The sequence below is a fragment of the Amycolatopsis alba DSM 44262 genome (assembly GCF_000384215.1).
Classification (GTDB): Bacteria; Actinomycetota; Actinomycetes; order Mycobacteriales; family Pseudonocardiaceae; genus Amycolatopsis; species Amycolatopsis alba.
Genome location: NZ_KB913032.1, coordinates 4,991,292 through 5,014,215, shown reverse-complemented (window position 1 = coordinate 5,014,215; position 22,924 = coordinate 4,991,292). Strand labels below are relative to the sequence as shown.

15 protein-coding genes and 1 rRNA gene are annotated in these 22,924 nt (G+C 66.8%); 8 read left to right on the top strand and 8 right to left on the bottom strand.

The features are described 5' to 3' along the window. Positions 1 to 234 precede the first annotated feature (234 nt). The 4 genes from AMYAL_RS0124075 to AMYAL_RS0124060 form a co-directional block, all read right to left on the bottom strand. Positions 235 to 1,751: ribosomal RNA gene (locus AMYAL_RS0124075) — 16S ribosomal RNA — on the bottom strand. A gap of 399 nt (positions 1,752 to 2,150) precedes the next feature. After that, complete coding sequence (locus AMYAL_RS0124070; protein ID WP_020633820.1) at positions 2,151 to 3,713, bottom strand: amidase; 1,563 nt, start codon at positions 3,711 to 3,713, stop codon at positions 2,151 to 2,153. 14 nt (positions 3,714 to 3,727) lie between these two features. Then, on the bottom strand, positions 3,728 to 5,071 hold the full coding sequence (gene glnA, locus AMYAL_RS0124065) for a type I glutamate--ammonia ligase (protein WP_005168007.1): 1,344 nt from the start codon (positions 5,069 to 5,071) through the stop codon (positions 3,728 to 3,730). A gap of 50 nt (positions 5,072 to 5,121) precedes the next feature. Continuing rightward, positions 5,122 to 6,405 carry an MFS transporter gene (locus AMYAL_RS0124060; RefSeq protein WP_020633819.1) on the bottom strand — a complete coding sequence of 428 codons (1,284 nt, stop codon included), beginning with the start codon at positions 6,403 to 6,405 and terminating at the stop codon, positions 5,122 to 5,124. Between the two features lie 89 nt (positions 6,406 to 6,494). Here AMYAL_RS0124060 and AMYAL_RS0124055 point away from each other — a divergent pair, with 89 nt between their 5' ends. Continuing rightward, the gene (locus AMYAL_RS0124055) at positions 6,495 to 7,163 is read left to right on the top strand and encodes an LppX_LprAFG lipoprotein (protein WP_020633818.1); all 669 of its coding nucleotides are present in this window, start codon (positions 6,495 to 6,497) and stop codon (positions 7,161 to 7,163) included. A 121-nt stretch (positions 7,164 to 7,284) separates the two neighbouring features. Here AMYAL_RS0124055 and AMYAL_RS0124050 read toward each other — a convergent pair whose 3' ends face one another. Continuing rightward, the gene (locus tag AMYAL_RS0124050; protein ID WP_209447318.1) at positions 7,285 to 8,856 is read right to left on the bottom strand and encodes an alpha/beta hydrolase; all 1,572 of its coding nucleotides are present in this window, start codon (positions 8,854 to 8,856) and stop codon (positions 7,285 to 7,287) included. Positions 8,857 to 9,005: 149 nt separating this feature from the next. On the opposite strand from AMYAL_RS0124050, the gene secA2 reads away from it, so the two are divergent. Both secA2 and AMYAL_RS0124040 read left to right on the top strand, forming a co-directional pair. Beyond that, complete coding sequence (gene secA2 / locus AMYAL_RS0124045; protein WP_020633816.1) at positions 9,006 to 11,333, top strand: accessory Sec system translocase SecA2; 2,328 nt, start codon at positions 9,006 to 9,008, stop codon at positions 11,331 to 11,333. A 215-nt stretch (positions 11,334 to 11,548) separates the two neighbouring features. Beyond that, positions 11,549 to 13,306, top strand: coding sequence for an NAD+ synthase (locus AMYAL_RS0124040; RefSeq protein WP_020633815.1), 1,758 nt, complete (start codon positions 11,549 to 11,551; stop codon positions 13,304 to 13,306). On the opposite strand, the gene AMYAL_RS0124035 is transcribed toward AMYAL_RS0124040, so the two are convergent. Further along, complete coding sequence (locus tag AMYAL_RS0124035) at positions 13,277 to 13,903, bottom strand: VOC family protein (RefSeq protein WP_020633814.1); 627 nt, start codon at positions 13,901 to 13,903, stop codon at positions 13,277 to 13,279. The genes AMYAL_RS0124040 and AMYAL_RS0124035 overlap by 30 nt on opposite strands. Positions 13,904 to 14,010: 107 nt before the next feature. Here AMYAL_RS0124035 and AMYAL_RS0124030 point away from each other — a divergent pair, with 107 nt between their 5' ends. After that, positions 14,011 to 14,547, top strand: a complete 537-nt coding sequence (locus AMYAL_RS0124030; RefSeq protein WP_020633813.1) for a methylated-DNA--[protein]-cysteine S-methyltransferase — start codon at positions 14,011 to 14,013, stop codon at positions 14,545 to 14,547. Here the strand turns inward: AMYAL_RS0124030 and AMYAL_RS0124025 are convergent. Beyond that, the gene (locus tag AMYAL_RS0124025; RefSeq protein ID WP_026467390.1) at positions 14,544 to 15,131 is read right to left on the bottom strand and encodes a DinB family protein; all 588 of its coding nucleotides are present in this window, start codon (positions 15,129 to 15,131) and stop codon (positions 14,544 to 14,546) included. The two genes, AMYAL_RS0124030 and AMYAL_RS0124025, sit on opposite strands and share 4 nt — an antisense overlap. Positions 15,132 to 15,274: 143 nt before the next feature. Next, a complete protein-coding gene (gene lysX / locus AMYAL_RS0124020) occupies positions 15,275 to 18,592 on the bottom strand; it encodes a bifunctional lysylphosphatidylglycerol synthetase/lysine--tRNA ligase LysX (RefSeq protein ID WP_020633811.1) in 3,318 nt (1,105 codons plus the stop codon). A gap of 244 nt (positions 18,593 to 18,836) precedes the next feature. Between lysX and panB the strand changes: the two genes are divergently transcribed. From panB to AMYAL_RS48530, 4 genes are all read left to right on the top strand, one after another. Beyond that, on the top strand, positions 18,837 to 19,712 hold the full coding sequence (panB, locus tag AMYAL_RS0124015) for a 3-methyl-2-oxobutanoate hydroxymethyltransferase (protein WP_020633810.1): 876 nt from the start codon (positions 18,837 to 18,839) through the stop codon (positions 19,710 to 19,712). A 235-nt stretch (positions 19,713 to 19,947) separates the two neighbouring features. Continuing rightward, complete coding sequence (locus AMYAL_RS0124010) at positions 19,948 to 20,922, top strand: right-handed parallel beta-helix repeat-containing protein (protein WP_020633809.1); 975 nt, start codon at positions 19,948 to 19,950, stop codon at positions 20,920 to 20,922. Positions 20,923 to 21,011: 89 nt separating this feature from the next. Then, complete coding sequence (pip, locus tag AMYAL_RS0124005; RefSeq protein ID WP_020633808.1) at positions 21,012 to 21,971, top strand: prolyl aminopeptidase; 960 nt, start codon at positions 21,012 to 21,014, stop codon at positions 21,969 to 21,971. 80 nt (positions 21,972 to 22,051) lie between these two features. After that, the gene (locus AMYAL_RS48530) at positions 22,052 to 22,408 is read left to right on the top strand and encodes an XRE family transcriptional regulator (RefSeq protein WP_245193013.1); all 357 of its coding nucleotides are present in this window, start codon (positions 22,052 to 22,054) and stop codon (positions 22,406 to 22,408) included. The last annotated feature ends 516 nt before the right edge of the window (positions 22,409 to 22,924 follow it).

Below are 22,924 nucleotides of genomic sequence, written 5' to 3'. Positions count from 1 at the left end.
CTCAGGACCCAACAGCATGCCAGCGAACAATGCTTCCAACCTCCCAGGAGCACCCGTTCCACGCACCCGAAAGTGCAGTACTAGAGCGTCCCGGCAAAAGCCGGCGACACCATGACCAGTAGTTCCACAATTCCTTGAGCAACCCAGGCAGAAACACATTCGGTTTCTAGGCCCGAGCCACTCCACAGTCTTGGTCTCGGGTATCCCGAGGACTGTGGATGTGTTGCTCCTTAGAAAGGAGGTGATCCAGCCGCACCTTCCGGTACGGCTACCTTGTTACGACTTCGTCCCAATCGCCAGTCCCACCTTCGACCACTCCCCCCGCTTACGCGGTTGGGCCATGGGCTTCGGGTGTTACCGACTTTCATGACGTGACGGGCGGTGTGTACAAGGCCCGGGAACGTATTCACCGCAGCGTTGCTGATCTGCGATTACTAGCGACTCCGACTTCACGCAGTCGAGTTGCAGACTGCGATCCGAACTGAGACCGGCTTTAAGGGATTCGCTCCACCTCGCGGTATCGCAGCCCTCTGTACCAGCCATTGTAGCATGTGTGAAGCCCTGGACATAAGGGGCATGATGACTTGACGTCATCCCCACCTTCCTCCGAGTTGNCCCCGGCAGTCTCCCACGAGTCCCCGCCATGACGCGCTGGCAACGTAGGATAAGGGTTGCGCTCGTTGCGGGACTTAACCCAACATCTCACGACACGAGCTGACGACAGCCATGCACCACCTGTACACCAACCACAAGGGAAGCCCCATCTCTGGGGATGTCTGGCGCATGTCAAGCCCAGGTAAGGTTCTTCGCGTTGCATCGAATTAATCCACATGCTCCGCCGCTTGTGCGGGCCCCCGTCAATTCCTTTGAGTTTTAGCCTTGCGGCCGTACTCCCCAGGCGGGGCGCTTAATGCGTTAGCTACGGCACGGACAACGTGGATGTCGCCCACACCTAGCGCCCAACGTTTACAGCGTGGACTACCAGGGTATCTAATCCTGTTCGCTCCCCACGCTTTCGCTCCTCAGCGTCAGTATCGGCCCAGAGACCCGCCTTCGCCACCGGTGTTCCTCCTGATATCTGCGCATTTCACCGCTACACCAGGAATTCCAGTCTCCCCTACCGAACTCAAGTCTGCCCGTATCGCCCGCACGCTCCACGTTAAGCGTGGAGTTTTCACGAACGACGCGACAAACCGCCTACGAGCTCTTTACGCCCAATAATTCCGGACAACGCTCGCACCCTACGTATTACCGCGGCTGCTGGCACGTAGTTAGCCGGTGCTTCTTATCCAGGTACCGTCACTTGCGCTTCGTCCCTGGCGAAAGAGGTTTACAACCCGAAGGCCGTCATCCCTCACGCGGCGTCGCTGCATCAGGCTTTCGCCCATTGTGCAATATTCCCCACTGCTGCCTCCCGTAGGAGTCTGGGCCGTGTCTCAGTCCCAGTGTGGCCGGTCACCCTCTCAGGCCGGCTACCCGTCGTCGCCTTGGTAGGCCATTACCCCACCAACAAGCTGATAGGCCGCGGGCTCATCCTGTACCGCCAGAACTTTCAACCAACCCCCATGCGAAGGTCGGTGATATCCGGTATTAGACCCAGTTTCCCAGGCTTATCCCAAAGTACAGGGCAGATTGCCCACGTGTTACTCACCCGTTCGCCACTAATCCACCCGAAGGCTTCATCGTTCGACTTGCATGTGTTAAGCACGCCGCCAGCGTTCGTCCTGAGCCAGGATCAAACTCTCCAACAATGTCAAATTTGATCGAGGCAAAAATACTTGCTCTCAAAGGAACCTCAATACGAGGTTACATATACATAAGCTCTACTGGCTTAGTTCACTAGCACACTGTTGAGTTCTCAAGCAACACGCTTTGTTTCAAAGCGATATTCACAAGCTTTTTGGTCGAGCATGCCGAATCCTACGGTCTTAGTCGTAGGGGGTCGGCGGCCGCTCGTGGGCCGACGCTGAACGTTACCTGGTCCGGTTCGCGGTGTCAACCCGCTTGGCCCTGGTTCCTGGCCTGGGGCTTTTCGGCCCCGGTGGCCCGGTGTTCTTGGCGACGAAGAGAAGATTACATGCCCCGGAACCCCCCGAAAACAGGGGGGTCACTTAACGACATTGCCGCAGGTCAGCCGGTGTAAACCCCCGTCATCCGACGGTCTTCAGGTAGCGAGGCGGTTTGCGGGCGGGGACGACGCGTTCGAAGTCGGCCGCGTAGGAGAGCACTCGGGCGTCCGTCCACTGCCCCGCCATGAACGAAACCCCGACCGGGAGCTCGCCGACGAAGCCGGCGGGCACGGTCACCGCGGGGTAGCCCGCGACCGCGGCGGGCGTCGACGACGGGATCACGTCGTTGTCGCCGGTCTTGCAGTCGGTCTTCCAGGCGGGCGGGTTCGTGGGCGCGGCGATCGCGTCGAGGCGGTACTTGGCGAGGGTCTCGTCTATCGAGCGCTTCGCCAGGTCGGTCAGCTCGCGGCGGTTGGCCAGGTAGCCGGGATCGGACGGGCCGGGCGCGGCGAGTGCCTGTTCGAAGAGTTCCTGCCCGGCGAAGCAGGTCTGCTCCAGCGGGTCGGACCGGTTGTAGTCGATCAGCGCGGCTAGGTCGCGCGGGCCTTCGGGGCGCGTGGCCAGGTAGCGATCGATGTCCCGGTGGAACTCGGTGAGCAGTGCCGGGAACTCCAGTTCACCGAGCCTGGCCTGATAGGGCGGCGTCACCTCTACGACCTCGGCACCTGCTTTGACCAGCGAGTTCCTGGTTCGCGTCATCACCGTGTCGACGTCCGGGCCGAGTACCGGCAACCGCCAGAGCCCGATCCGGGAGCCCTTCAGTACGCCGGGCCGCAGGTGCGCGGCGTAGTCGGTCGGCTGGTTCGGCGGGTACGTGCCGGTTGCCGGGTCGCTCGGGTCGCGGCCCTGGAGCGCGGACAGAGTGAGCGCGACGTCGACGACGTGCCTGGCCATCGGGCCGGCGGTGTCCTGTTCGGCCGAGATCGGCACCACGCCGGTGCGGCTGACCAGGCCGAGGCTCGGTTTGTGCCCCACTGTCGAGGTCATCCCGGCCGGGCAGACGATCGAGCCGTCGGTCTCGCTGCCGATCGCGACCTGGGCGAGCGACGCGGCGACACCCGCGGCGGAGCCGGCGGATGACCCGCAGGGGTTGCGGTCGAGCACGTACGGGTTGTTCGTCTGTCCGCCGACGCCCGACCACCCGGAAGTGGGTTTCGCGGCGCGGAAGTTGGCCCATTCGGACAAGTTCGCCTTGCCGAGGACGACCGCGCCCGCGTCACGCAGACGGCGGATCAAGGTCGCGTCCTTCGCGGGCTTGCTGCGTAGTGCCCGCGAACCCGCCGTTGTCTGCTGGGAGCGGGTGCCGACGTTGTCCTTCACCAGGACCGGGATGCCGTCGAGGGGGCCGCGGGTCTTGCCCGCCCGGCGCCTGGAGTCGCTCTCGGCGGCTTGCGCGATCGCGGCCGGATTGACCGCGATGACCGCGTTCACCGTCCTGTCGACCTTGCGGATGCGATCGAGATAAGCCGAGGTCAGACCGACCGCGGTCAAGCGTCCGGAGGACATCCGGGACTGGAGCGAGGGGATGTCGGCGGCGTCGAGATCGAGGGGTTTTCCGCCCGCTGACGCCGGTGGCGCGGCACTCGCCGCGATGGCCGCGGCGACCAACGTCGTCAAAACTCCGAACACCGGCCGCCGCACCATCAGGTCTCCTTCGTCTAGAGAACCGGAAGCAGGGTCCGCAGCTCGTACGGGGTCACCGCGCTGCGGTAGTTATCCCATTCAACACGTTTGTTGCGGAGGAAGAAGTCGTAAACGTGCTCTCCGAGCGCTTCGGGTAGAAGTTCCGATTTTTCCATTTCGGCCAGCGCCTCGCCGAGGTTCTGCGGGAGCTGGGCGTATCCGGCCGCGCGGCGTTCGGCGTCCGAGAGCTGCCAGATGTTGTCCTCGGCGGGAGGCGGCAGCTCGTAGCCCTTCTCGATGCCCTTGAGGCCGGCGGCCAGTATCACCGAGTACGCCAGATAGGGGTTGCAGGCGGAGTCGAGCGTGCGGATCTCCACGCGGCGTGACGACGCCTTGCCCGGCGAGTACATCGGCACGCGAACCAGCGCGGAGCGGTTGGCTCGGCCCCATGAAACGGTCGTCGGGGCCTCGCTGCCGCTGATCAGCCGCTTGTAGGAGTTCACCCACTGGTTGGTGACCGCCGAGATCTCCTTCGCGTGGTGCAGCAGCCCCGCGACGAAGGCCTTGCCCGTCGCGGACAACTCGTACGGGTCTTCCGCGTCGTAGAAGGCGTTGCGATCACCCTCGAACAGGCTCACGTGGGTGTGCATGCCCGAACCCGGCTGGTTGGTGAACGGCTTCGGCATGAACGTCGCGCGGACACCTTGGGTGAGCGCGACCTCCTTGACGACGTAGCGGAAGGTCATCACGTTGTCGGCCATGGTCAGCGCGTCGGCGTACCGGAGGTCGATCTCCTGCTGGCCGGGCGCGCCCTCGTGGTGGCTGAACTCGACCGAGATCCCCATCGCCTCGAGTGTCTCGATGGCGTGGCGGCGGAAGTGCGTCGCGGTCGCGTGGCTGGCCTGGTCGAAGTACCCGCCGTTGTCCGCGGGCTCGGGCTCGCTGCCGTCGTCCGGCAGGCTGGCAAGCAGGAAGAACTCGATCTCGGGATGGACGTAGCAGGTGAAACCCGCTTCGGCCGCCTTCGAGAGCTGCCTGCGCAGGACGTGCCGGGGGTCCGCCCAGGACGGGGAGCCGTCCGGCATCGCGATGTCGCAGAACATGCGCGCCGAGTACGGGCCGCCGTCCGGGGTCTCCCACGGCAGGACCTGGAAGGTGGCCGGGTCGGGCTTCGCGACCATGTCGGACTCGTAGACGCGCGCGAAGCCTTCGATGGCCGATCCGTCGAAGCCGATCCCTTCGCTGAAGGCGCCCTCGAGCTCGGCGGGCGCCACCGCGACGGACTTGAGGAAGCCCAGCACATCCGTGAACCAAAGCCTGACGAAACGGATGTCGCGCTCTTCCAAGGTACGGAGCACGAACTCCTGCTGGCGATCCATGGCCGCACCCTAACGAGAACGTGTTAACGACATGTTTCGCGACGCGCCGATCAAGCGGAAGTGGTGGACGACCCCACCAGAACCGGCTCGGGCTTGGCGGCCTTGGCGATCGACAACGAGGCGACCGAGGCCAGCACCGCGAGGCCCGCGGCGATGTACCAAGCGAGCGCGTAGCTGCCGGAAGAGTCGCGGATCGCGCCGGCGCCGAAAGCCGCGAGACCGGCGCCGAGCTGGTGACTGGCGAAGACCCAGCCGAAGACGATCGGCCCGGCGGCGCCGTATTGGCGGACGCAGAGCGCGACCGTCGGCGGAACCGTCGCCACCCAGTCGAGGCCGTAGAAGACGATGAACGCCCACATGCTCGGTTCCACCGATCCGCTCAACAGCTGCGGGAGCAGGGCGAGCGAAACGCCGCGAAGGGCGTAGTAGACGCCGAGCAGGATGCGCGGGTCCACCCGGTCGGTGAGCCAGCCGGAGGCGATCGTGCCGGCGACGTCGAAGATCCCGACGAGGGCGAGCAGGCCGGCGGCGGTGGTCTGTGGCATGCCGTGGTCGTGCGCGGCGGGAACGAAGTGGGTGCTGACCAGGCCGTTCGTCGTGGCGCCGCAGATCGCGAAGCCGACGGCGAGCAACCAGAACGTCCTCGTGCGCGCTGCCGTGCCGAGGACGGACAGGGCGCGGCGGGCGGAACCACCCGCACGGGTGACGGGAGCGGCTTCGCCGGGTTCGGCGCCATAGGCGGTCGTCCCGACGTCGGACGGGTGATCGCGGACCACCAGGAGGACGACGGGGACGACGGCCAGCGCGGCGATGGCGATGACGAGCGACGCCGTCCGCCAGCCCTCGTCGATGGCGAGGTTCGCGACGATCGGGAGGAAGATCAGCTGGCCGGTGGCGCCCGCCGCGGTGAGGACGCCGGTGACGACGCCGCGGCTGCGGACGAACCAGCGGGCGGCGACCGTCGCGGCGAAACTCATCGCCATCGAGCCGGTGCCGACGCCGACCAGGACGCCCCAGCAGAGGATGAGCTGCCAGCTCGCGTTCATGAACACCGTGCCGCCCGCGCCGATCGCGACGACGCACAACGCCGTCGAGGCGACGCGACGCATGCCGAAGCGCTCCATGAGGGCTGCCGCGAAGGGCGAGAAGAGGCCGTAGAGGACGAGGTTCACGGAGACGGCCGACGCAATTGTCGCGCGCGACCAGCCGAACTCGTTGTGAAGCGGGTCGATGAGGACGCCGGGGGCCGCGCGGAAACCGGCGGCGGCGAGGAGGGCGATGAACGCGGCGGCGGCGACGAACCATGCGCGGTGGAGCCGGGTCTCAGGGTGCACGGGTACAGCGTCATCGTCGTCGGCTCCCGGCGGAAGCGGCCGGAAGGACACTGTGCGAAAGATTCGGGCCAAGGCCATAGGCTCAGGCCATGCGCTGCCGTCACCTCGTGCCGGCGCTGCTGCTCACGATCGGGCTCATCGGCGGCTGCGCGGGGTCGCCCGCGCTGCCACCTGCCCAGGAATTCGTGAGCGCGGCGGCCGACTCCCTCGTCTCGTTGCGCAGCGTGCGGTTCACGCTCGGGGTGAACGGCGTGGTCACCGGGCTGCCTGTGCGCGCGCTCGACGGCGATGTCAGTCTCGAGGATGGCGCCGTCGGTAATGCCGACCTGCAGGACGACTTCGAACGGGTGAAGGTCAAGTACCGGCTGTACGGCTCGGAGATCACGCTCAGCGGGCCTGACGGGGAACGGGTGGTTCCGGCTACGGAGCCCTACACACCGCAGGCGATGCTCGGGGCGGGCGGTGGGCTGCGGCGGCTGCTGACCGGGGCGACCGAGCTGCGCGGCGAGCGGTGGGAGCGGGTGCAGGACACCGACTCGTTCCGGATCGCCGCGAAGGTGCCGGCGGCGGTGATCGGCGGGATCGTGCCGGAGATCAAGTCGGACGTGTTCGTGAAGCTGTGGATTTCGAAGGACGAGCCGCGGCGGCTGGTGCGGGTGTGGCTGCAGGTGCCGCCGACGAGTCCGCAGGACTTCGCGGTGATGCTGGAGTTGGCGTTGACCAGGCATAACGCGGTGGTCGTCGGTGGCGGGCGATAGCAAAGGTCCCCTGCTCCCGCGTCGGCGGGAAATGCCTGGTCAGGGGCTACGGTGATAGCAAAGGTCCCTTGCTCCCCCGCGCTGGTGCGGCGGGGAGCAAGGGACCTTTGCTATCACCTGGTCACTTGGCGGTGCAGCGGGTGCCCTCGTCCGGCAGGGCACCGTTCACCAGGTAATCGATGCCGATCTTGTCGACGCACGAGACGCCCTGGAGGAACACCGTGTGCTGGTTGCCCTCGAACGTCAGCAAAGCTCCCTTGATCGCTTTCGCGAGGTTGACGCCCGCCTGGTAGGGGGTAGCCGGGTCGTTCGTCGTCGAGATGACCAGCGTCTTCGGCAGACCTTCGACGTTGGGCAGGTGCGGTTCCGAGGTGTTCGGCACCGGCCAGAAGGCGCAGGAATCGCGCGCCGCACCGTCCGGCTTGCCGTCGTCGAGGAACGGTGCCGCCTGCGCGTACCGCTTCTGCGCGTCGAGGAGCTTCGCCGGATCGGTGACTCTCGGGTCGTCGACGCAGCGGATCGCGACGAACGCGTCCTGCGTCGTCCCGTAGCGACCGTCGGCGCCCCGTTCGTTGTAGAGGTCGGCCAGCTTTTCCAGGCCGTCGCCTCGCTGCCGCTTCAGATCGTTGAGCGCCGAGTTCAGCGGTTCCCAGAGATCTTCCTGGTAGAGGGCCTGTATCACGCCTGTCGTCGCGTCCTCGTACGACAGTTTCCGGCCGTCACTGACCGGAACCGGGAAGTCGATCAGCGGCCGCACCAGGTCCTGGAACGCCTTCGTCACGCCGGCGGCGTCACGCCCCAGAGCGCAGTCCTCGCGCGCGGCGCACCAGTTCGAGAACTCCCCGAACGCCTTGCCGAAGCCCTGTCCCTGCGCGACCAGCGACTCCACCGCGTCCTGCTCAGGGTCGACGGCACCGTCGAGGACCAGCGCGCGGACGTTCGCGGGGAAGGCCTCCGCGTAGGCGGATCCGATCCGCGTCCCATAGGAGTAGCCGAGGTAGTTCAGCTTCTGTTCGCCGAGGACCGAACGCAGGATGTCCATGTCCTTGACGACGTCACGCGTACCCACGTTCGCGAGCATCGCGGGGCCGTGTTGGGTCCGCTCGGCGCATTTGGCGGCGAAGTCCTGGGACTCGGCCTCCTGCTTTTTCACTCCCTCGGGTGACCCGTCGGTCTCGCTGTCGTCCGCGCGATCCGCGTCGCGTTCGGCGTCGGTCAGGCAGCGGATCTGCGGTTCGCTCGCGCCGATGCCACGCGGGTCGAAACCGACCATGTCGAAGCGTTTGCCCAGCTCGTTCGTCGCCGTCCGGGAGGCGAGACCGGCCGCGGCTTCCATGCCGGAGGCGCCGGGGCCGCCGGGGTTGACCACGAGGGCCCCAATCCTTTCGTCGGTTTCCAGTGCCTTCCGGCGCAGCAGACCGAGGGTGATCGAGTCGCCTTCAGGCTTCGCGTAGTCGAGCGGGACGGTCAGCCGGGCGCACTGTGCGTCCTTCACTCGAAACGCCGCTTTTGCGTCACCGGATGTCGCGTAGGGTGCACAGTCGGCCCAGGTCAGACTCTGTCCGTAGAACTTCTCGAGTCCTGCGGGCACCGGTCCGGACGGAGCGTGCGACTCGGTGGCCGGAGGCGGCGGCTGGGTTCTACCCTCTCCCGACGAGCACGCGGCGACGGTGACCGCGAGCACACCGGACAACGTGATCGCGGCGAATCGACGGGCACGGGACCTGGCGCTGACATGAGTGGACACGGTTGGATCGTGCCATCGGCCGCGGAACTCGGCCGCACCACCACTGCGTTGGTGATACGGGTGCGGACGGCAGAAGAACAGACGGGAGCACAGGGGTGGCAGCACTGATCAGCCGGGTGGGCAAGAAGCTGCGCCGGATCATCCAGCGGCCGGGCAGCGTCGAGCTGACCCGCTACGAAGCGCTGCTGCCGGCCATCGAGAAGCTCGAGCCGGAGTTGGAGAAGCTCTCCGACGAGGAGCTGACAGAGCGGGCCGGCAAGCTTCGGGACGCGGCGTCCTTCGGTAACGAGCAGCTCATCGAGGTCTGCGCGCTCGGCCGCGAGGCCGCTCGGCGCGCCCTCGGCGAGCGCGCCTTCGACGTCCAGCTCCTGGGCACGATGGGCCTGCTCAGCGGGCACATCGTGCAGATGGAGACCGGTGAGGGCAAGACGCTGGCCGGTGCGCTGGCCGGTGCCGGGTACGCCCTGCGCGGCAAGCACGTCCACGTCGTCACGGTGAACGACTACCTCGCCCGCCGTGACGCGGAGTGGATGGGCCCGATCTACGACTTGCTCGGCGTCTCCGTCGGCTGGATCGAGCCCGCTCACACCCGCGACGAGCGCCGCGAGGCCTACGCGAAGGAAGTCACCTACGGCGCCGTCAGCGAGATCGGGTTCGACGTGCTGCGTGACCGCCTGGTCACCCACGAAGAGGACCTGGTCCAGCGGGAGCCCGAGGTGGCGATCGTCGACGAGGCGGACTCCGTGCTGGTCGACGAGGCCCGCGTGCCACTGGTGATGGCGGGGTCGATCGACCACACCGACGCCGACGAAGAGGTCGCGAACATCGTCCGGCGGCTGCGGCTCGGGCTGCACTACGAGACCGACGCCGACGGCCGCAACGCCTGGCTGACGAAGGCGGGCGCGTCGGTGGTCGAGAAGGCCCTCGGCGACGACATCAACCTCTACGACGACACCGGCTCGGACCGGCTGCCCGCGGTGAACGTGGCGCTGCACGCGCACGCGCTGCTCACCCGCGATGTCGACTACCTCGTGCGCGACGGCAAGGTGCAGCTGATCAACGCCGCGCGCGGCCGCGTCGCCGAACTGCAGCGCTGGCCGGACGGTCTCCAGGCCGCCGTCGAAGCGAAGGAGCAGGTCAAGGCGACCGACCGGGGCGAGATCCTCGACTCGATCACCGTGCAGGCGCTGCTCGCGCGTTATCCCGAGGTCGCGGGCATGACCGGTACCGCGGTCGCGGTCGCCGAGCAGCTGCGCGAGTTCTACAAGCTCGAGGTCGCGGTCATCCCGCCGAACACGCCGAACATCCGCGAAGACCAGGAGGACCGGATCTTCGGGTCGCCGTCGCAGAAGCTGCGGGCGATCGAAGAGGAGATCCGGCGGGTGCACGAGTCCGGGCGGCCGATCCTCGTCGGCACCCAGGACGTCGCCGAGTCCGAGGAGCTGGCCGAGAAGCTGGCGAAGGTCGACCTCGAATGTGTCGTGCTGAACGCGCGTAACGACGCCGAAGAAGCGGAGATCATCGCCGACGCCGGCAAGAAGGGCGCGGTCACCGTTTCGACCCAGATGGCCGGTCGAGGTACCGACATCCGGCTGGGCGGCAAGGACGGCGACGGCCGCGACGAGGTCGTCGAACTGGGTGGCCTGCACGTGATCGGCACCGCCCGCTACCCGTCGAGCAGGCTGGACGGCCAGCTGCGCGGCCGGTCCGGACGGCAGGGCGACCCTGGCAGTGCGGTGTTCTTCGCGAGCCTGAACGACGAGCTCGTGCTGTCGAACGCGCCGGACGTGCCCGAGGGCATCAGCTCCGACGTGGGCAGCGGTGAGGTCACCGACCCGGCGGCCTTGCGGCAGATCAACCACGCGCAGCGCGTCGCCGAGGGTGTCGACCTGGAGATCCACCGGAACACCTGGCGCTACACACGGCTGATCGAGCGGCAGCGCGGCGAGCTGCTCGATCACCGGGACAAGGTGCTGCGGACCGGGCACGCGGCGGAGGTGCTGGAGAAGGCGCTCCCGGAGAAGTTCAAGGAGCTTTCGGAGGCTGTCGACGACGAGGCGAAGGTCGAGCAGCTGAGCCGCGAGGTGCTGCTGTTCCACATCGACCAGCTGTGGTCGGACCACCTGGCGTTCCTGACCGACGTGCGGGAGAGCATCCACCTGCGGGCGCTGGCGCGGGAGACGCCGATCGACGAGTTCCACCGCGCGGCGATCCCCGAGTTCCACAAGATCATCCCGGAGGCGGCCGAGCGAGCGGCGAAGACGCTCGAGGAGGCCGAGATCACCGAGAACGGGATCGACCTCGGTGACGCGGGGGTGCGGCGGGCGAACACGACGTGGACCTACCTGGTGCACGACAACCCGTTCGACTCCGACTTCGAGCAGACCATCAAGAAGGTGCGGAGCATGATCAAACGCAAGTAGCGCGTTGGTCCTGAGCGGGAAGCGGGGGACCTTTGCTGTCACTCTCTTTTGGAGAGTGACAGCAAAGGTCCCCCGCTCTCTTTCCGGGCGAAACCCCAGGTCAAGCGCCCGGCGATAGCAAAGGTCCCTTGCTCCCCCGCCGGTCGGCCGGACCCAGGTGGGCGATTCGGCACATCCACTCGTCCCAGCGGACGCCGGTGGGTAAGAATGACGGCATGCCGCAACTGCGCATCGCACTGGCCCAGGTCAACACCACCGTCGGGGATCTCGAGGGCAACGCCGAGCTCACCGTCGAGTGGACTCGCAAGGCCGCCGAAGCAGGCGCCCACATCGTGGTCTTCCCGGAGATGTCCCTCACCGGTTACCCCGTCGAGGACCTCTCCCTCCGCCCGACCTTCGCCTCCGCGTCGAAGCAGATGGTCGAAGCACTCGCCCGGCGGCTCGAAGACGCCGGATGCGGCGAGGTGCTCACCTACATCGGGTATCTCGACCTGGACGAGACCGGCCCGCGCGACGCGGCGGCCGCGCTGTACCGCGGCGAAGTGGTCGCCCGCCAGTTCAAGCACCACCTGCCCAACTACGGCGTCTTCGACGAGCACCGCTGGTTCAAGCCGGGCCAGGACCTCGAAATCGTCCGTTTCCACGGCATCGACGTCGGCATGGTGATCTGCGAGGACGTCTGGCAGGACGGCGGCCCGATCTCCGCACTGGGCAAGGCCGGGGTGGATCTCGTGGTCGCGCCCAACGCTTCGCCGTACGAGCGCGCGAAGGACGACATCCGCCTACCGCTCATCGCCCGCCGCGCGGCCGAGGCAGGGGCGCCGCTGGTGTACACGAACCAGATCGGCGGTCAGGACGACCTCGTCTTCGACGGCGACTCGATCGTGGTCGGCGCGGACGGCCGGTTGCTGGCACGCGCGCCGCAGTTCGTCGAGCACCTGCTCATCGTCGACACGGACCTCGTCGCGGGCGGACACACCGCCGAGGGCGAGTTCGAAGGCCTGCGGGTCAAGCGCCGCGTGCTCAGCGAGGAACCGGTTCCGGTCTACGCCCCGAGCACGGACTCGGCGATCAGCGAGCAGCTGTCGGACGAAGCCGAGGTGTGGCACGCGCTCGTCGTCGGCCTGCGCGATTACGTGCACAAGAACGGCTTCTCGTCGGTGACGTTCGGATTCTCCGGCGGCATCGACTCGGCGGTCGTGGCGGCGCTGGCCGCCGACGCGCTGGGGGGCGACAACGTCTACGGCGTCTCGATGCCTTCGGAGTACTCCTCGGAACACTCGAAGGGCGACGCCGAAGACCTTGCCCGCCGCATCGGCGCGCACTACCGCGTCGAGCCGATCGCGGACATGGTCAAGGTCTACGTCGAGCAACTTCAGCTGACCGGTCTTGCCGAGGAGAACATCCAGGCCCGTGTCCGTGGCATGCTGCTGATGGCGCTGTCCAATCAGGACGGTCATCTGGTGCTCGCCACCGGCAACAAGACCGAGCTCGCCGTCGGCTACTCGACGATCTACGGCGACGCAGTCGGGGCCTTCGCGCCGATCAAGGACCTCTTCAAGACGCACGTCTGGCACCTGGCCAAGTGGCGCAACAAGGAAGCCGAGAAGAACGGCGAAACCCCGCCGATCCCGGAGAACTCGATCACCAAGCCGCCATCGGCCGAACTGCGGCCGGGTCAGCTGGACAGCGACTCGCTGCCCGACTATCTGATGCTCGACGACATCCTCGACGACTACATCGAGGGCGACCGCGGCTACGTCGACCTGGTGGACGCCGGCTTCGAGCCCGAGACCATCGATCGCGTGGTGCGCATGGTCGACAAGGCCGAGTACAAGCGCCGCCAGTACCCGCCGGGCACCAAGATCACGTTCAAGGCGTTCGGGCGGGACCGGCGGCTGCCGATGACCAACGGCTGGCGCGAGGGCACGGTGGTGACTTCGTCAGCTCAGCGTGACCTGCTTCCCCGCTGAATTCGTCAACACGGCCACCAGGCCGGGCTTCGCATCACGCCGGACGAGCATGTCCATCCCGAGTGCCCGGACCGCGGATTCGACCGCGGCGGGCTCGGGGTGGACACCGGTGACCAGGAGCAGCGGGATCGACGGCAGTCCCCGTGTCGTCGGATGCGGGGTGCTCCCCCAGTCGATGAGGAAGGGTGCGAGCCCGTCGAGGCCACCGGCTCCGGTGAGGCGCCAGGCCAGCACTTCGCCGTCATCTGTGGTCCGTGACATCTCGGACGCCTCGCCAGGGTCGTAACCACGCTCGCGGGCTTCGGCGATCGCGTCGTCGATGCCCTGCGCCCGTGCGGCCCAGGTGACCAGCGCGGGCTCGGTCAGCTCGTCGACACCGAACGGGCGAGGCCCGACGTGCTCGGGTTGATCCGGATCGGGGCCGACCACCTCGAGGTAGGCACCGGCTCCCAGGTCTGCCAAATAGTTGGCCGTACCGAAGCCGACGTGCCTTCCGCCGCGTACAGGCGTGACGCCGGTCAGCTCGGCGACGCGCGCGACTGCCTCTTCGAGGTCCGGCCCGGCGTAGACGAGGTGATCAAGCACGAGGTCGCTCATGCCCATACTCCTACCGCAGCCGCCGCCCCGGCGGCACCGCGGCAGGGAAGTCTCCCCGAAAAGCGGCGCGGCCGAAACTGTCGGTCCCGGCTCGTACCCTGGACCTCATGACGGCACAGGGCTACGTCGTGTTCGGCACCGCGATCGGCGATTGCGGCATCGCGTGGAACGAACGCGGGGTCATCGCGGTCCAGCTGCCGGAGGGCAGTGAAGAGAAGACGAGGGCGCGACTGACCGCGCGCCTTCCCGAAGCGACCGAAGCCACGCCGCCGGGCGAAGTCCAGCGCGCGATCGACGGGATCGTCTCGTTGATGGACGGCAAGCGCACGGACCTCACCGAGGTCGGCCTCGACTACGAAGGAGTACCGGACTTCCATCACCGGGTGTACGAGTTCATCCGCACGATTCCAGCGGGCAAGACGCTGACCTATGGCGACATCGCGAACATCCTCGGCATAACCGGTGGGGCGCAGGCCGTGGGGCAGGCGATGGGCCGGAATCCGTTCCCGATCATCGTGCCGTGCCACCGTGTGCTCGCCGCGGGCGGCAAGGACGGCGGGTTCTCCGCGCGTGGCGGAGTCGCCACCAAGCGCCGGATGCTGGTCATCGAAGGCGCTTTGGCGGACGAACCCACGTTGTTCTAGACGGTCTCGGCGGGCGACCACGGCTTGAGCCAGGGCGTCTCCGGCCAGCCTTCCGCCGCGGCCATCAGCGGGATCGCCGTCGCGCCGTCGATGTGCTCGCGGATGATGTCGGCGTGCCCGGCGTGCCGCGCGGTCTCCTCGATGAGGTGGAACAGCACCCAGCGGACCGACCAGGCGTCGACGTCCTGCGGGTACCAGGGCACGCCCTTCGGCACCGGGACCGGCTGGCCCAGGTCGGGGATGCCGGCGATGACGTCCGCGGTTCGGCGGGCGACCTCGTCGTAGCGCGCGAAGACGTCTTCGAGCGTCTCGTCGTCAGCCATCACGTATCCGGCCTCGTAGTCCTTCATCGCCTCTTCCATGGGCTTCGAAGGCTTCTGAAGAAGGATGTCGATCCAGCCGTCTTCCGTGAACGCGGTGTGCTTGATCAGGCCGCCGACGCTCAGCGAGCTTCTGGTCGGGACCGCTCTGGCCTGTTCTTCGGTCAAGCCGTGCGCGGCGATGCGCAGGACGTGGCGCTGCTGCTCGAGGTAGGCGAGGAGACCTTCGCGCTCGTCGGCGATCGGGGGGACGTTTCCAGCCATGGTGGCTCCTTCCATCGGGAAGGAGATCTTTACATCCGGTCGCGGTCTCCCGGCGCGTTTCGGCCGGGAAGGAAGCAGGGGACCTTTGCTATCGCTCGTTAGTGAGGCTAACGAGCGATAGCAAAGGTCCCTTGCTCCCCCCGCTAGCCGTGCGGCCGCACGAACGGGAACAGCACGGTCTGCCTGATCGACGCCCCGGTCAGCATCATCAGCAGCCGGTCGATGCCGATGCCGAGTCCGCCGGTCGGCGGCATGCCGTGTTCGAGCGCGAGCAGGAAGTCCTCGTCCAGTTCCATCGCCTCGACGTCACCGCTCGCCGCGCGCAGTGACTGGGCCTCCAGCCGCCGACGCTGTTCGAGCGGGTCGGTCAGTTCGGTGTAGGCCGTGCCGACCTCGGAACCGAACGCGATCAGGTCCCAGCGCTCGGCCAGCCGCGGGTCCACGCGATGCTGCCGTGTCAGCGGCGAGACGTCGGTCGGGTAGTCGGTGTAGAACGTCGGCAGCACGGTCGCGCCTTCGACCAGGTGCTCATGCGCCTTCAGCACGAGATCGCCGTGCCCCGCCTCCTCGTTCACCGGCACTCCGGCCGCACGGCAGAGCCGCTGGAGTTCGGCGACCGGGGTACCGGCGTCGATCTTCTCCCCGAGCGCCGCCGAAACAGCCTCGTGGACCGGGATCACCGGCCAGTCACCGGAGATGTCGTACTCGACGACCTTCCCGTCCGGCCCCGGACGGCGAACCACCTGCGCGCCGTATGCGGCCTCCGCGGCGTGCTGAATGAGTTCACGCGTCAGGGTCCGCATCGTGTTGTAGTCGGCGTACGCCTGGTACGCCTCCAGCATGGTGAATTCGGGGTTGTGCGTCGCGTCGACGCCTTCGTTGCGGAAGTTCCGGTTCAGCTCGAAAACGCGCTCCACCCCGGCCACGCACAGGCGCTTCAGGTACAGCTCGGGCGCGATCCGCAGGTACATCCGCATGTCGTAGGCGTTGATGTGGGTGACGAACGGGCGGGCGTTGGCGCCGCCGTGCACGGTTTGCAGCATCGGCGTCTCGACTTCGAGATAGTCGCCTTGGTGCAGCCTTTCCCGCACCGCGCGCACCACGGTCGAACGCATCCGCAGCATCGCCGTCGAATCCGGGTTCACCGCGAGGTCGAGGTAGCGCTGCCGCACCCGCGTCTCCGGGTCCGTAAGCCCCTTTCGCTTGTCCGGCAGCGGATGCAGGCTCTTCGCCGTGACGGTCCATTCGTCGACGAGCACGGACAGTTCACCGCGCCGCGACGTCATGACCCGCCCGCTCACGCCGACGTGGTCGCCGAGGTCGACTCCCCGCCGCCAGCCGCCGAGGTCGAGCACGGAGGCGTCGAGCATCAGCTGGATCTCACCGCTGAAGTCCTTCACCCGCGCGAAACAGAGCCCGCCGAGGTTACGCATCGCAAGGACCCTGCCCGCAACGCGGATCCGGTGCTCGGTGCGGCTGTCCGGGCTCATTCCGCCGAATTTGGAGACGACGTCGCCGAGCAGGTCTTCCCTGGCGAAACCGACCGGATAGGGGTCGATCCCGGCCGCGCGCAGGCTGTCGAGCTTCGCCATCCGCACGCGGACCTGGTCGGGTCGCCGCACCTGTTTCGGCGCGGGGGTGGCCGCGTTCGCGTCGATACGGTGGACCTCGGCGACGAATTCGTCGGTGACCGTCTCCAGTTTCAGCGCGCGCGCCGATCGCCCTGTAGGGACGAATCCTTCGAGGGCACCGGCGACGATGCCGACCCGCGGCAGCCGCCGAGCCGACGAGTAGCACAGGAATCGCGGTTCCCAGTCGGGCCCGTACTTGGCGTTGGACCGGTAAAGCGATTCCAGCTGGAAGAACCGTGACGCCATGCTGAGCACACCGCGCCACGCGCGCAGCACCGGTCCCGCGCCGATCCGCTCGCCCTCGGAGAAGACCGCGCGGAACATCGCGAAGTTCAACGAGATCCGTTGTGCGCCAAGGTGTGAACTCGCCGCCACGACCTCGGCGACCATGTACTCGTTGAGCCCGTTTTCGGCGTCGCGGTCGCGCCGCATCAGGTCAAGGGACAGTCCTCGGCGGCCCCACGGAACGAACGACAGCATGCCGCGAAGCTCGCCCTTGGCGTCGTACGCCTCCACCATCACACTGCGGCCGTCACTCGGATCACCGAGTCTGCCGAGTGCCATCGAGAACCCGCGTTCGGTCTCCGCGCCGCGCCACTGCTGCGCGTGCAGCAGAAGCTGGGCCATCTCGTCGGCCGGGATCTCACTGTGCCGCCGGACTTTTGTGGTGTATCCGGCCCGCTCGATCCGTTTGACCGCTTGGCGGACCGAACGGCGTTCCGGCCCGGCGAGACTGAAGTCACGGACGTCGAGGACGGCTTCGTCGCCGATTTCCAGCGCACGCAGGCCCGCGTCGGCGTAGACCTTCGCGCCACGTTCGCTCGCGCCGAGCACGCCGGGGGTCCAGCCATAGGTGCGTGACTCGTTCAGCCAGGCGCGGACCGCGTCCGGCCAGGCGTCGGGATCGCCGATGGGATCCGCGCTCGCGACGCTGGTGCCCGCGAGCACGCGGTAGGCCACGGCGGCCCGGCCGTTGGGCGAGAAGACGACGCTCTTCTCGCGCCTGGTGGCGAAATAGCCCAATGAGTCGTCTTCGCCGTGTTCGGCAAGAAGGCGACGTACGCGCAGTTCTTCCTCGTCTGTCCTCAAGCGACGGCTGCGCACACCGCGGAAAAGTGTGTACAACGCGGCCGTCGCCACGGCTGTCGCACTGAGGTCGAGGACGAGGTCGAGCCAGGCCGGGCCTTCCCCGATGCCGACCCGGCGCAGCTGGATGTTCTCACCGGTCGTGTGGTTGACGACCCAGGCGAACCGCGCCCAGGTGTCCACGAGACGTCCGGGGAAGGCCTCGCTCAGGCCCCAGCCGACGAGAATGACCGCGGCCAGGCCGCCGAACAGCACGGTGAGGCCGTCGCGCCAGGCGCTCGGCGCGAGCCGGGCGGGGAACGCGGGACGCAGGATCCAGAGGAACGCGAACATGCCGATCGAGATCAGGTCGGCGATGGCCAGCACCCACACCTGGTGCGGGATGTGCCGGACCTGCCACGGACCGAGTTTCAGCAGCTCAGGCCACCACAGCAGGGCGGCCTGGAAGGCCAGGGTCACCGCCAGCCCGCCGACCTGGAACAGCAGCAGCGTGTAGAGAGCGGCACGTTTGCGACGGCGGAGCGCGGCGCCGAGGACGACGAGGAGCAGGACGATCACGAGGCTCGCGTTCGTCGGGATGCTCAGTGCCGAGAAGGCGACGTCGCCGACCTTGAGCACTGGTCCCTTCACGCCGCCGGCGAGGAGAAGGATCACCGAGAATACGGCCGCGAGCTGCACGAGTGTGGCGACGATTCCGCCCGCCCTCGCCTTCCACGGCGAGACACGGCTCGCTGGGTTTCCCATTCTGGCCTTTCGCGGTGCTCACAGGTGATCGACAGCTGCTCTTACTTGACGTCACACAACCCCGTGTGGTTGTCAACGAACATCATCCTCTGGTCTGAATCTCACCCTCCACAGGCGTGACACCCCGGTGTGAAGCTGGTCGCATGACCTTGGGAGCGATATCCCCGCGTGCCACGCTTTGAACTGTTCAGCTCCACGACCCAGGGACCTCTTCGAGGCCTTGAGGGAAGGACGGTCGACAAGGATGTCTGCCACCGAAAAGGATTCCGGCGAGCTCACAGCTCCGTACGGGACCGGCGCGGCGCCCCAGGCCACGTCTGGGAAGAAGATCCGCGTACATCATCTTCGTGACATGAAAGAGCGCGGCGAAACGTGGCCGATGCTCACCGCCTACGACATGTATACCGCCGCGCTGTTCGACGAGGTAGGCATCCCGGTGCTGCTCGTCGGGGATTCGGCGTCGAACAACGTCTTCGGCTACGACACGTCGCTTCCGGTGACCGTGGACGAGCTGCTCCCTCTGACCCGCGCGGTGACCCGCTCGGTGAAACGGGCGCTGGTGGTCGCCGACCTGCCGTTCGGCTCGTACCAGCTCTCGCCGCAGCAGGCGCTGGAGACATCGGTGCGGTTCATGAAGGAAGGCCGCGCGCACGCGGTGAAACTCGAAGGCGGGCGAAAATTCGCTCCCCACGTCGAGGCACTGACGTCGGCCGGTGTCCCGGTGATGGGACATATCGGATTCACGCCGCAAAGTGAACATAATCTGGGCGGCTATCGGGTCCAGGGACGCGGCGAAGCGGCCGACGCGCTGCTCGCCGACGCGCTCGCCCTGGAGGAAGCCGGCGCCTTCGCGGTCGTCATGGAGATGGTGCCCGCCGAAGCCGCGAAGCGGATCACGCACGAACTGAAGATCCCGACCGTCGGCATCGGCGCGGGGCCGGACTGTGACGCGCAGGTGCTCGTCTGGCAGGACATGGCCGGGCTCCGGCGCGGCAAGACTCCTCGCTTCGTGAAGAAGTACGCCGACCTCGCCGGCGTGCTGGCCGGGGCCGCGTCGGCGTTCGCCGAGGACGTCCGGCGCGGCGAATTCCCGGCCTCGGAGCACTCGTTCCACGACTGACCCGTCTCTGACCTGCAAAAAGAGAGCAAGGGACCTTTGCTATCACTCCCGTCGGGGAGGGCGATAGCAAAGGTCCCTTGCTCTCTTTCGGGGTGGGTGGCGCAGGGCGACCCTCCTTTAGTTGTTCACGTATATGAACTTGAATCATGTCCTTGACTAGCGTTCGGACGCTGCCTTACGGTCTAGCCGTCGCCGCCACGACCGAGCTTCGATCCCTCGACGAGGAGGACCACGGATGCGTGTTCGTGAGCGGGTTCTGGCCATCGCGACCGGTGCCGCCCTGCTGTCGACGCTGGCCGCATACCCCGCACAGGCCGCGACGGTCCGCGTAGAGACTTCGGAGCAGCTGTCGGCGGCGCTCGCTTCGGTCACTCCGGGCACCGTCATCGAACTCGCGGCCAATACGACCTTCGCGGGCAATTTCAAGGCGGCGAAGGGCGGTACCTCCAGCAGCCGCATCACGCTGAAGGGTCCGCGAAGCGCGGTCATCAAGGCGTCGGCGGGACGCACCTTCGAACTCACCGGCAGCTACTGGAACCTGACCGGCTTCACCCTCACCGGTGGCCAGAAGGGTCTGATGGCGACGGGCGTCAAGAACACCGTCGTCGACGGCATCAAGGTCATCGGCGTCGGCCACGAAGGCATCCACTTCCAGGACACGAGCACTGACAACGTCGTGAAGAACTCCGAGGTGACCGACACCGGCCGCGAGTACGCGGGCTACGGCGAAGGCATCTACTTCGGTTCCGCGAAGGGCAACTGGCCGGGCGGCACGCCCGACCGCAGCGACCGCAACAAGGCGTTGAACAACAAGATCGGCCCGAACGTGCGGGCCGAGTCGATCGACATCAAGGAAGGCACCACCGGCGGCGAGCTGCGCGGCAACGTCTTCGACGGGGCCGGGCAGAGCGGCGAGCACTTCGCCGACAGCTGGGTGGACATGAAGGGCAACAACTACGTGGTCGCGGACAACCGGGGCAGCAAGGTCTTCGTGCACGACGCGACCTACGGCGGCTTCGAGGTCCATGTCCAGCTCGATGGCTGGGGCCGCGACAACACCTTCTCCGGCAACACCGCGGACGTGCAGTCCAGCTACGCGTACGGCTTCTATCTCGTGAAGGCCGCTACGGGGAACAAGGTCTGCGCGAGCAACAAGGTGACCGGCGCCGGGAAGGGATTCGCGAACGTGGCCGCCACGGCGGGCTGCTGACGCGATCGAAGACCGGGGGCCCGCTCAGCCCGGCGGCGGGGGCGGGCCCCCACCCTTCGCACACTCGACGATTCGGGCACAGTGGTCTTATGGACGACCTCTACCCGCCGATCCATGTACGCGCCGAAGGCATGCTCGACGTCGGTGACGGACACCGGATCTACTGCCAAGAGGCCGGGAACCCGGACGGCAAACCCGTGGTCGTCCTGCACGGAGGCCCTGGTAGCGGCATATCGCCGATGGCGAGGCGGCATTTCGATCCCGAGGCCTACCGGATCATCCTGTTCGACCAGCGTGGCACCGGCCGCAGCACTCCGCACATCGGCGGGCCGGACGTCGACCTGTCGGTCAACACTCTCTGGCATCTCGTTTCGGACATGGAAAGACTACGCGAAAGGCTGAATCTCGAGCAGTGGCAGGTCTTCGGCGGCTCGTGGGGCGCGACCCTCGCCCTCGCCTACGCAGAAACCCATCCGAGCCGTGTCACCGAGATCGTCTTGCGCGGCGTCTTCACCGTCCGGCAGGGCGAACTCGACTGGATCTACGGCGGTGGCGCCGCGAACCTCTTTCCCCGCGAGTGGGAAGCCTTCCTCGCTCCGCTTCCCGAGGGCCGCCGCGACGACCCGATGTCGGCCTACCGCGAACTCGTGTACCACCCCGATCAGGTGATCCGGGAGCGTGCCGCCATCGCCTGGAGCACTTGGGAGGGCGCGATCGTCTGCCTGCGCCCGGATCCGGCCTTCCACAACCAGTACGCGACACCGGACTTCGCTGTCACGTTCGCGCGGCTCGCTTTGCACTACTTCTGCCATGGGGCCTGGCTCGAGGAAGGCCAGCTGATCCGGGAAGCCGGGAAGCTGTCCGGGATTCCCGGCGTGATCGTGCAGGGCCGGTACGACGCGGTGTGCCCGCCGGCGACGGCTTACGAATTGCATCGGGCTTGGCCGGACTCGAAACTGGAATTGGTGGAGGCAGCCGGTCACGCGGTGACGGATCCGGGGATGCTCGCGGCGCTTCGGGACGCGACGGACTCTTTCCGTTCGACTTGAGTCGATACGTCGACAGTGACACCACCTGAGCCGGGCTTCACCTGCCACCGCGCAAGACACGCTCTCAGTAAGCTACAAGGATGACTTTACGGTTCGCCGATGTCTTGCAGGGGCTGATGGACAACCGCGAGCTGTCCCCTCGGGCTGTCAGCCGAGCTTCGGCGCGAGCCGAATCAACTATTCTGCAATTACTCGACGGGAACATTCCACCGTCGCCGGAAATAGTCAAGGACATCGCACCGGTCTTGCAAATCTCCGAAACCGATTTGCTCATCATCGCCGGTCTTGCGACGAGGCAAGCCGTAAGCACCGCCAACCCTTACCGCAATTCGACAGAAATCGGCGAGCTGGTTTCGATAGCAAGCTCGCTGACGGATGAAAAAATGAGACGACTGATTGACACCGCTCGCAGCCTGAAGTCCGAGAACCACAGGTGAGCCGCTCATTCAACCTGCGCAAGTTCGAGATCTCCCAGAGAAGCGAGGATCGACCGCACTGACGGAGGACTACCACTCCATCTACTTCGAGCCAAGAACCATCGGTCACCGACGCTAACAGGGCAGTCGAGACAACATCTTTGCGAGCTCGTCCGGAAACGACGCCATATACGGATTGGCACCGCCCGACAGTATCTTTGCAGACAAAGTCATCTCCCTCCAGGAAAACAAGATCCACAATCGAACCCAGGACTATCGCCAGGTCGGCGACATCAACCTTGCGGAACAGTTCGATCCCCCACTCGCCCCAACGGACCGGGGATGCCGACGGCGCTCCGGGATGCAACGGACTCATTCCGATGCCCCTGATTTCGGCGTACGAATGGCCGATGACAAGCCGGAACCGGGCCAATAGCGTGATCCTTGATCATCGCCCTTGGGGGGATCCTGGTGCCTTGATCGTCGCATTGCGTCCTGCCGTGGCCTCGGCACATCGTCGTCCTGGCACACGCGCGA

Coding starts and splice junctions, on each gene's coding strand:
- pip (WP_020633808.1), top strand. CDS start 21,012: ATGGACGACCTCTACCCGCCGATCCATGTACGCGCCGAAGGCATGCTC.
- AMYAL_RS48530 (WP_245193013.1), top strand. CDS start 22,052: ATGACTTTACGGTTCGCCGATGTCTTGCAGGGGCTGATGGACAACCGC.
- AMYAL_RS0124010 (WP_020633809.1), top strand. CDS start 19,948: ATGCGTGTTCGTGAGCGGGTTCTGGCCATCGCGACCGGTGCCGCCCTG.
- lysX (WP_020633811.1), bottom strand. CDS start 18,592: ATGGGAAACCCAGCGAGCCGTGTCTCGCCGTGGAAGGCGAGGGCGGGC.
- panB (WP_020633810.1), top strand. CDS start 18,837: ATGTCTGCCACCGAAAAGGATTCCGGCGAGCTCACAGCTCCGTACGGG.
- AMYAL_RS0124030 (WP_020633813.1), top strand. CDS start 14,011: ATGACGGCACAGGGCTACGTCGTGTTCGGCACCGCGATCGGCGATTGC.
- glnA (WP_005168007.1), bottom strand. CDS start 5,071: ATGGATCGCCAGCAGGAGTTCGTGCTCCGTACCTTGGAAGAGCGCGAC.
- AMYAL_RS0124035 (WP_020633814.1), bottom strand. CDS start 13,903: ATGAGCGACCTCGTGCTTGATCACCTCGTCTACGCCGGGCCGGACCTC.
- AMYAL_RS0124055 (WP_020633818.1), top strand. CDS start 6,495: ATGCGCTGCCGTCACCTCGTGCCGGCGCTGCTGCTCACGATCGGGCTC.
- AMYAL_RS0124070 (WP_020633820.1), bottom strand. CDS start 3,713: ATGGTGCGGCGGCCGGTGTTCGGAGTTTTGACGACGTTGGTCGCCGCG.
- AMYAL_RS0124040 (WP_020633815.1), top strand. CDS start 11,549: ATGCCGCAACTGCGCATCGCACTGGCCCAGGTCAACACCACCGTCGGG.
- AMYAL_RS0124025 (WP_026467390.1), bottom strand. CDS start 15,131: ATGGCTGGAAACGTCCCCCCGATCGCCGACGAGCGCGAAGGTCTCCTC.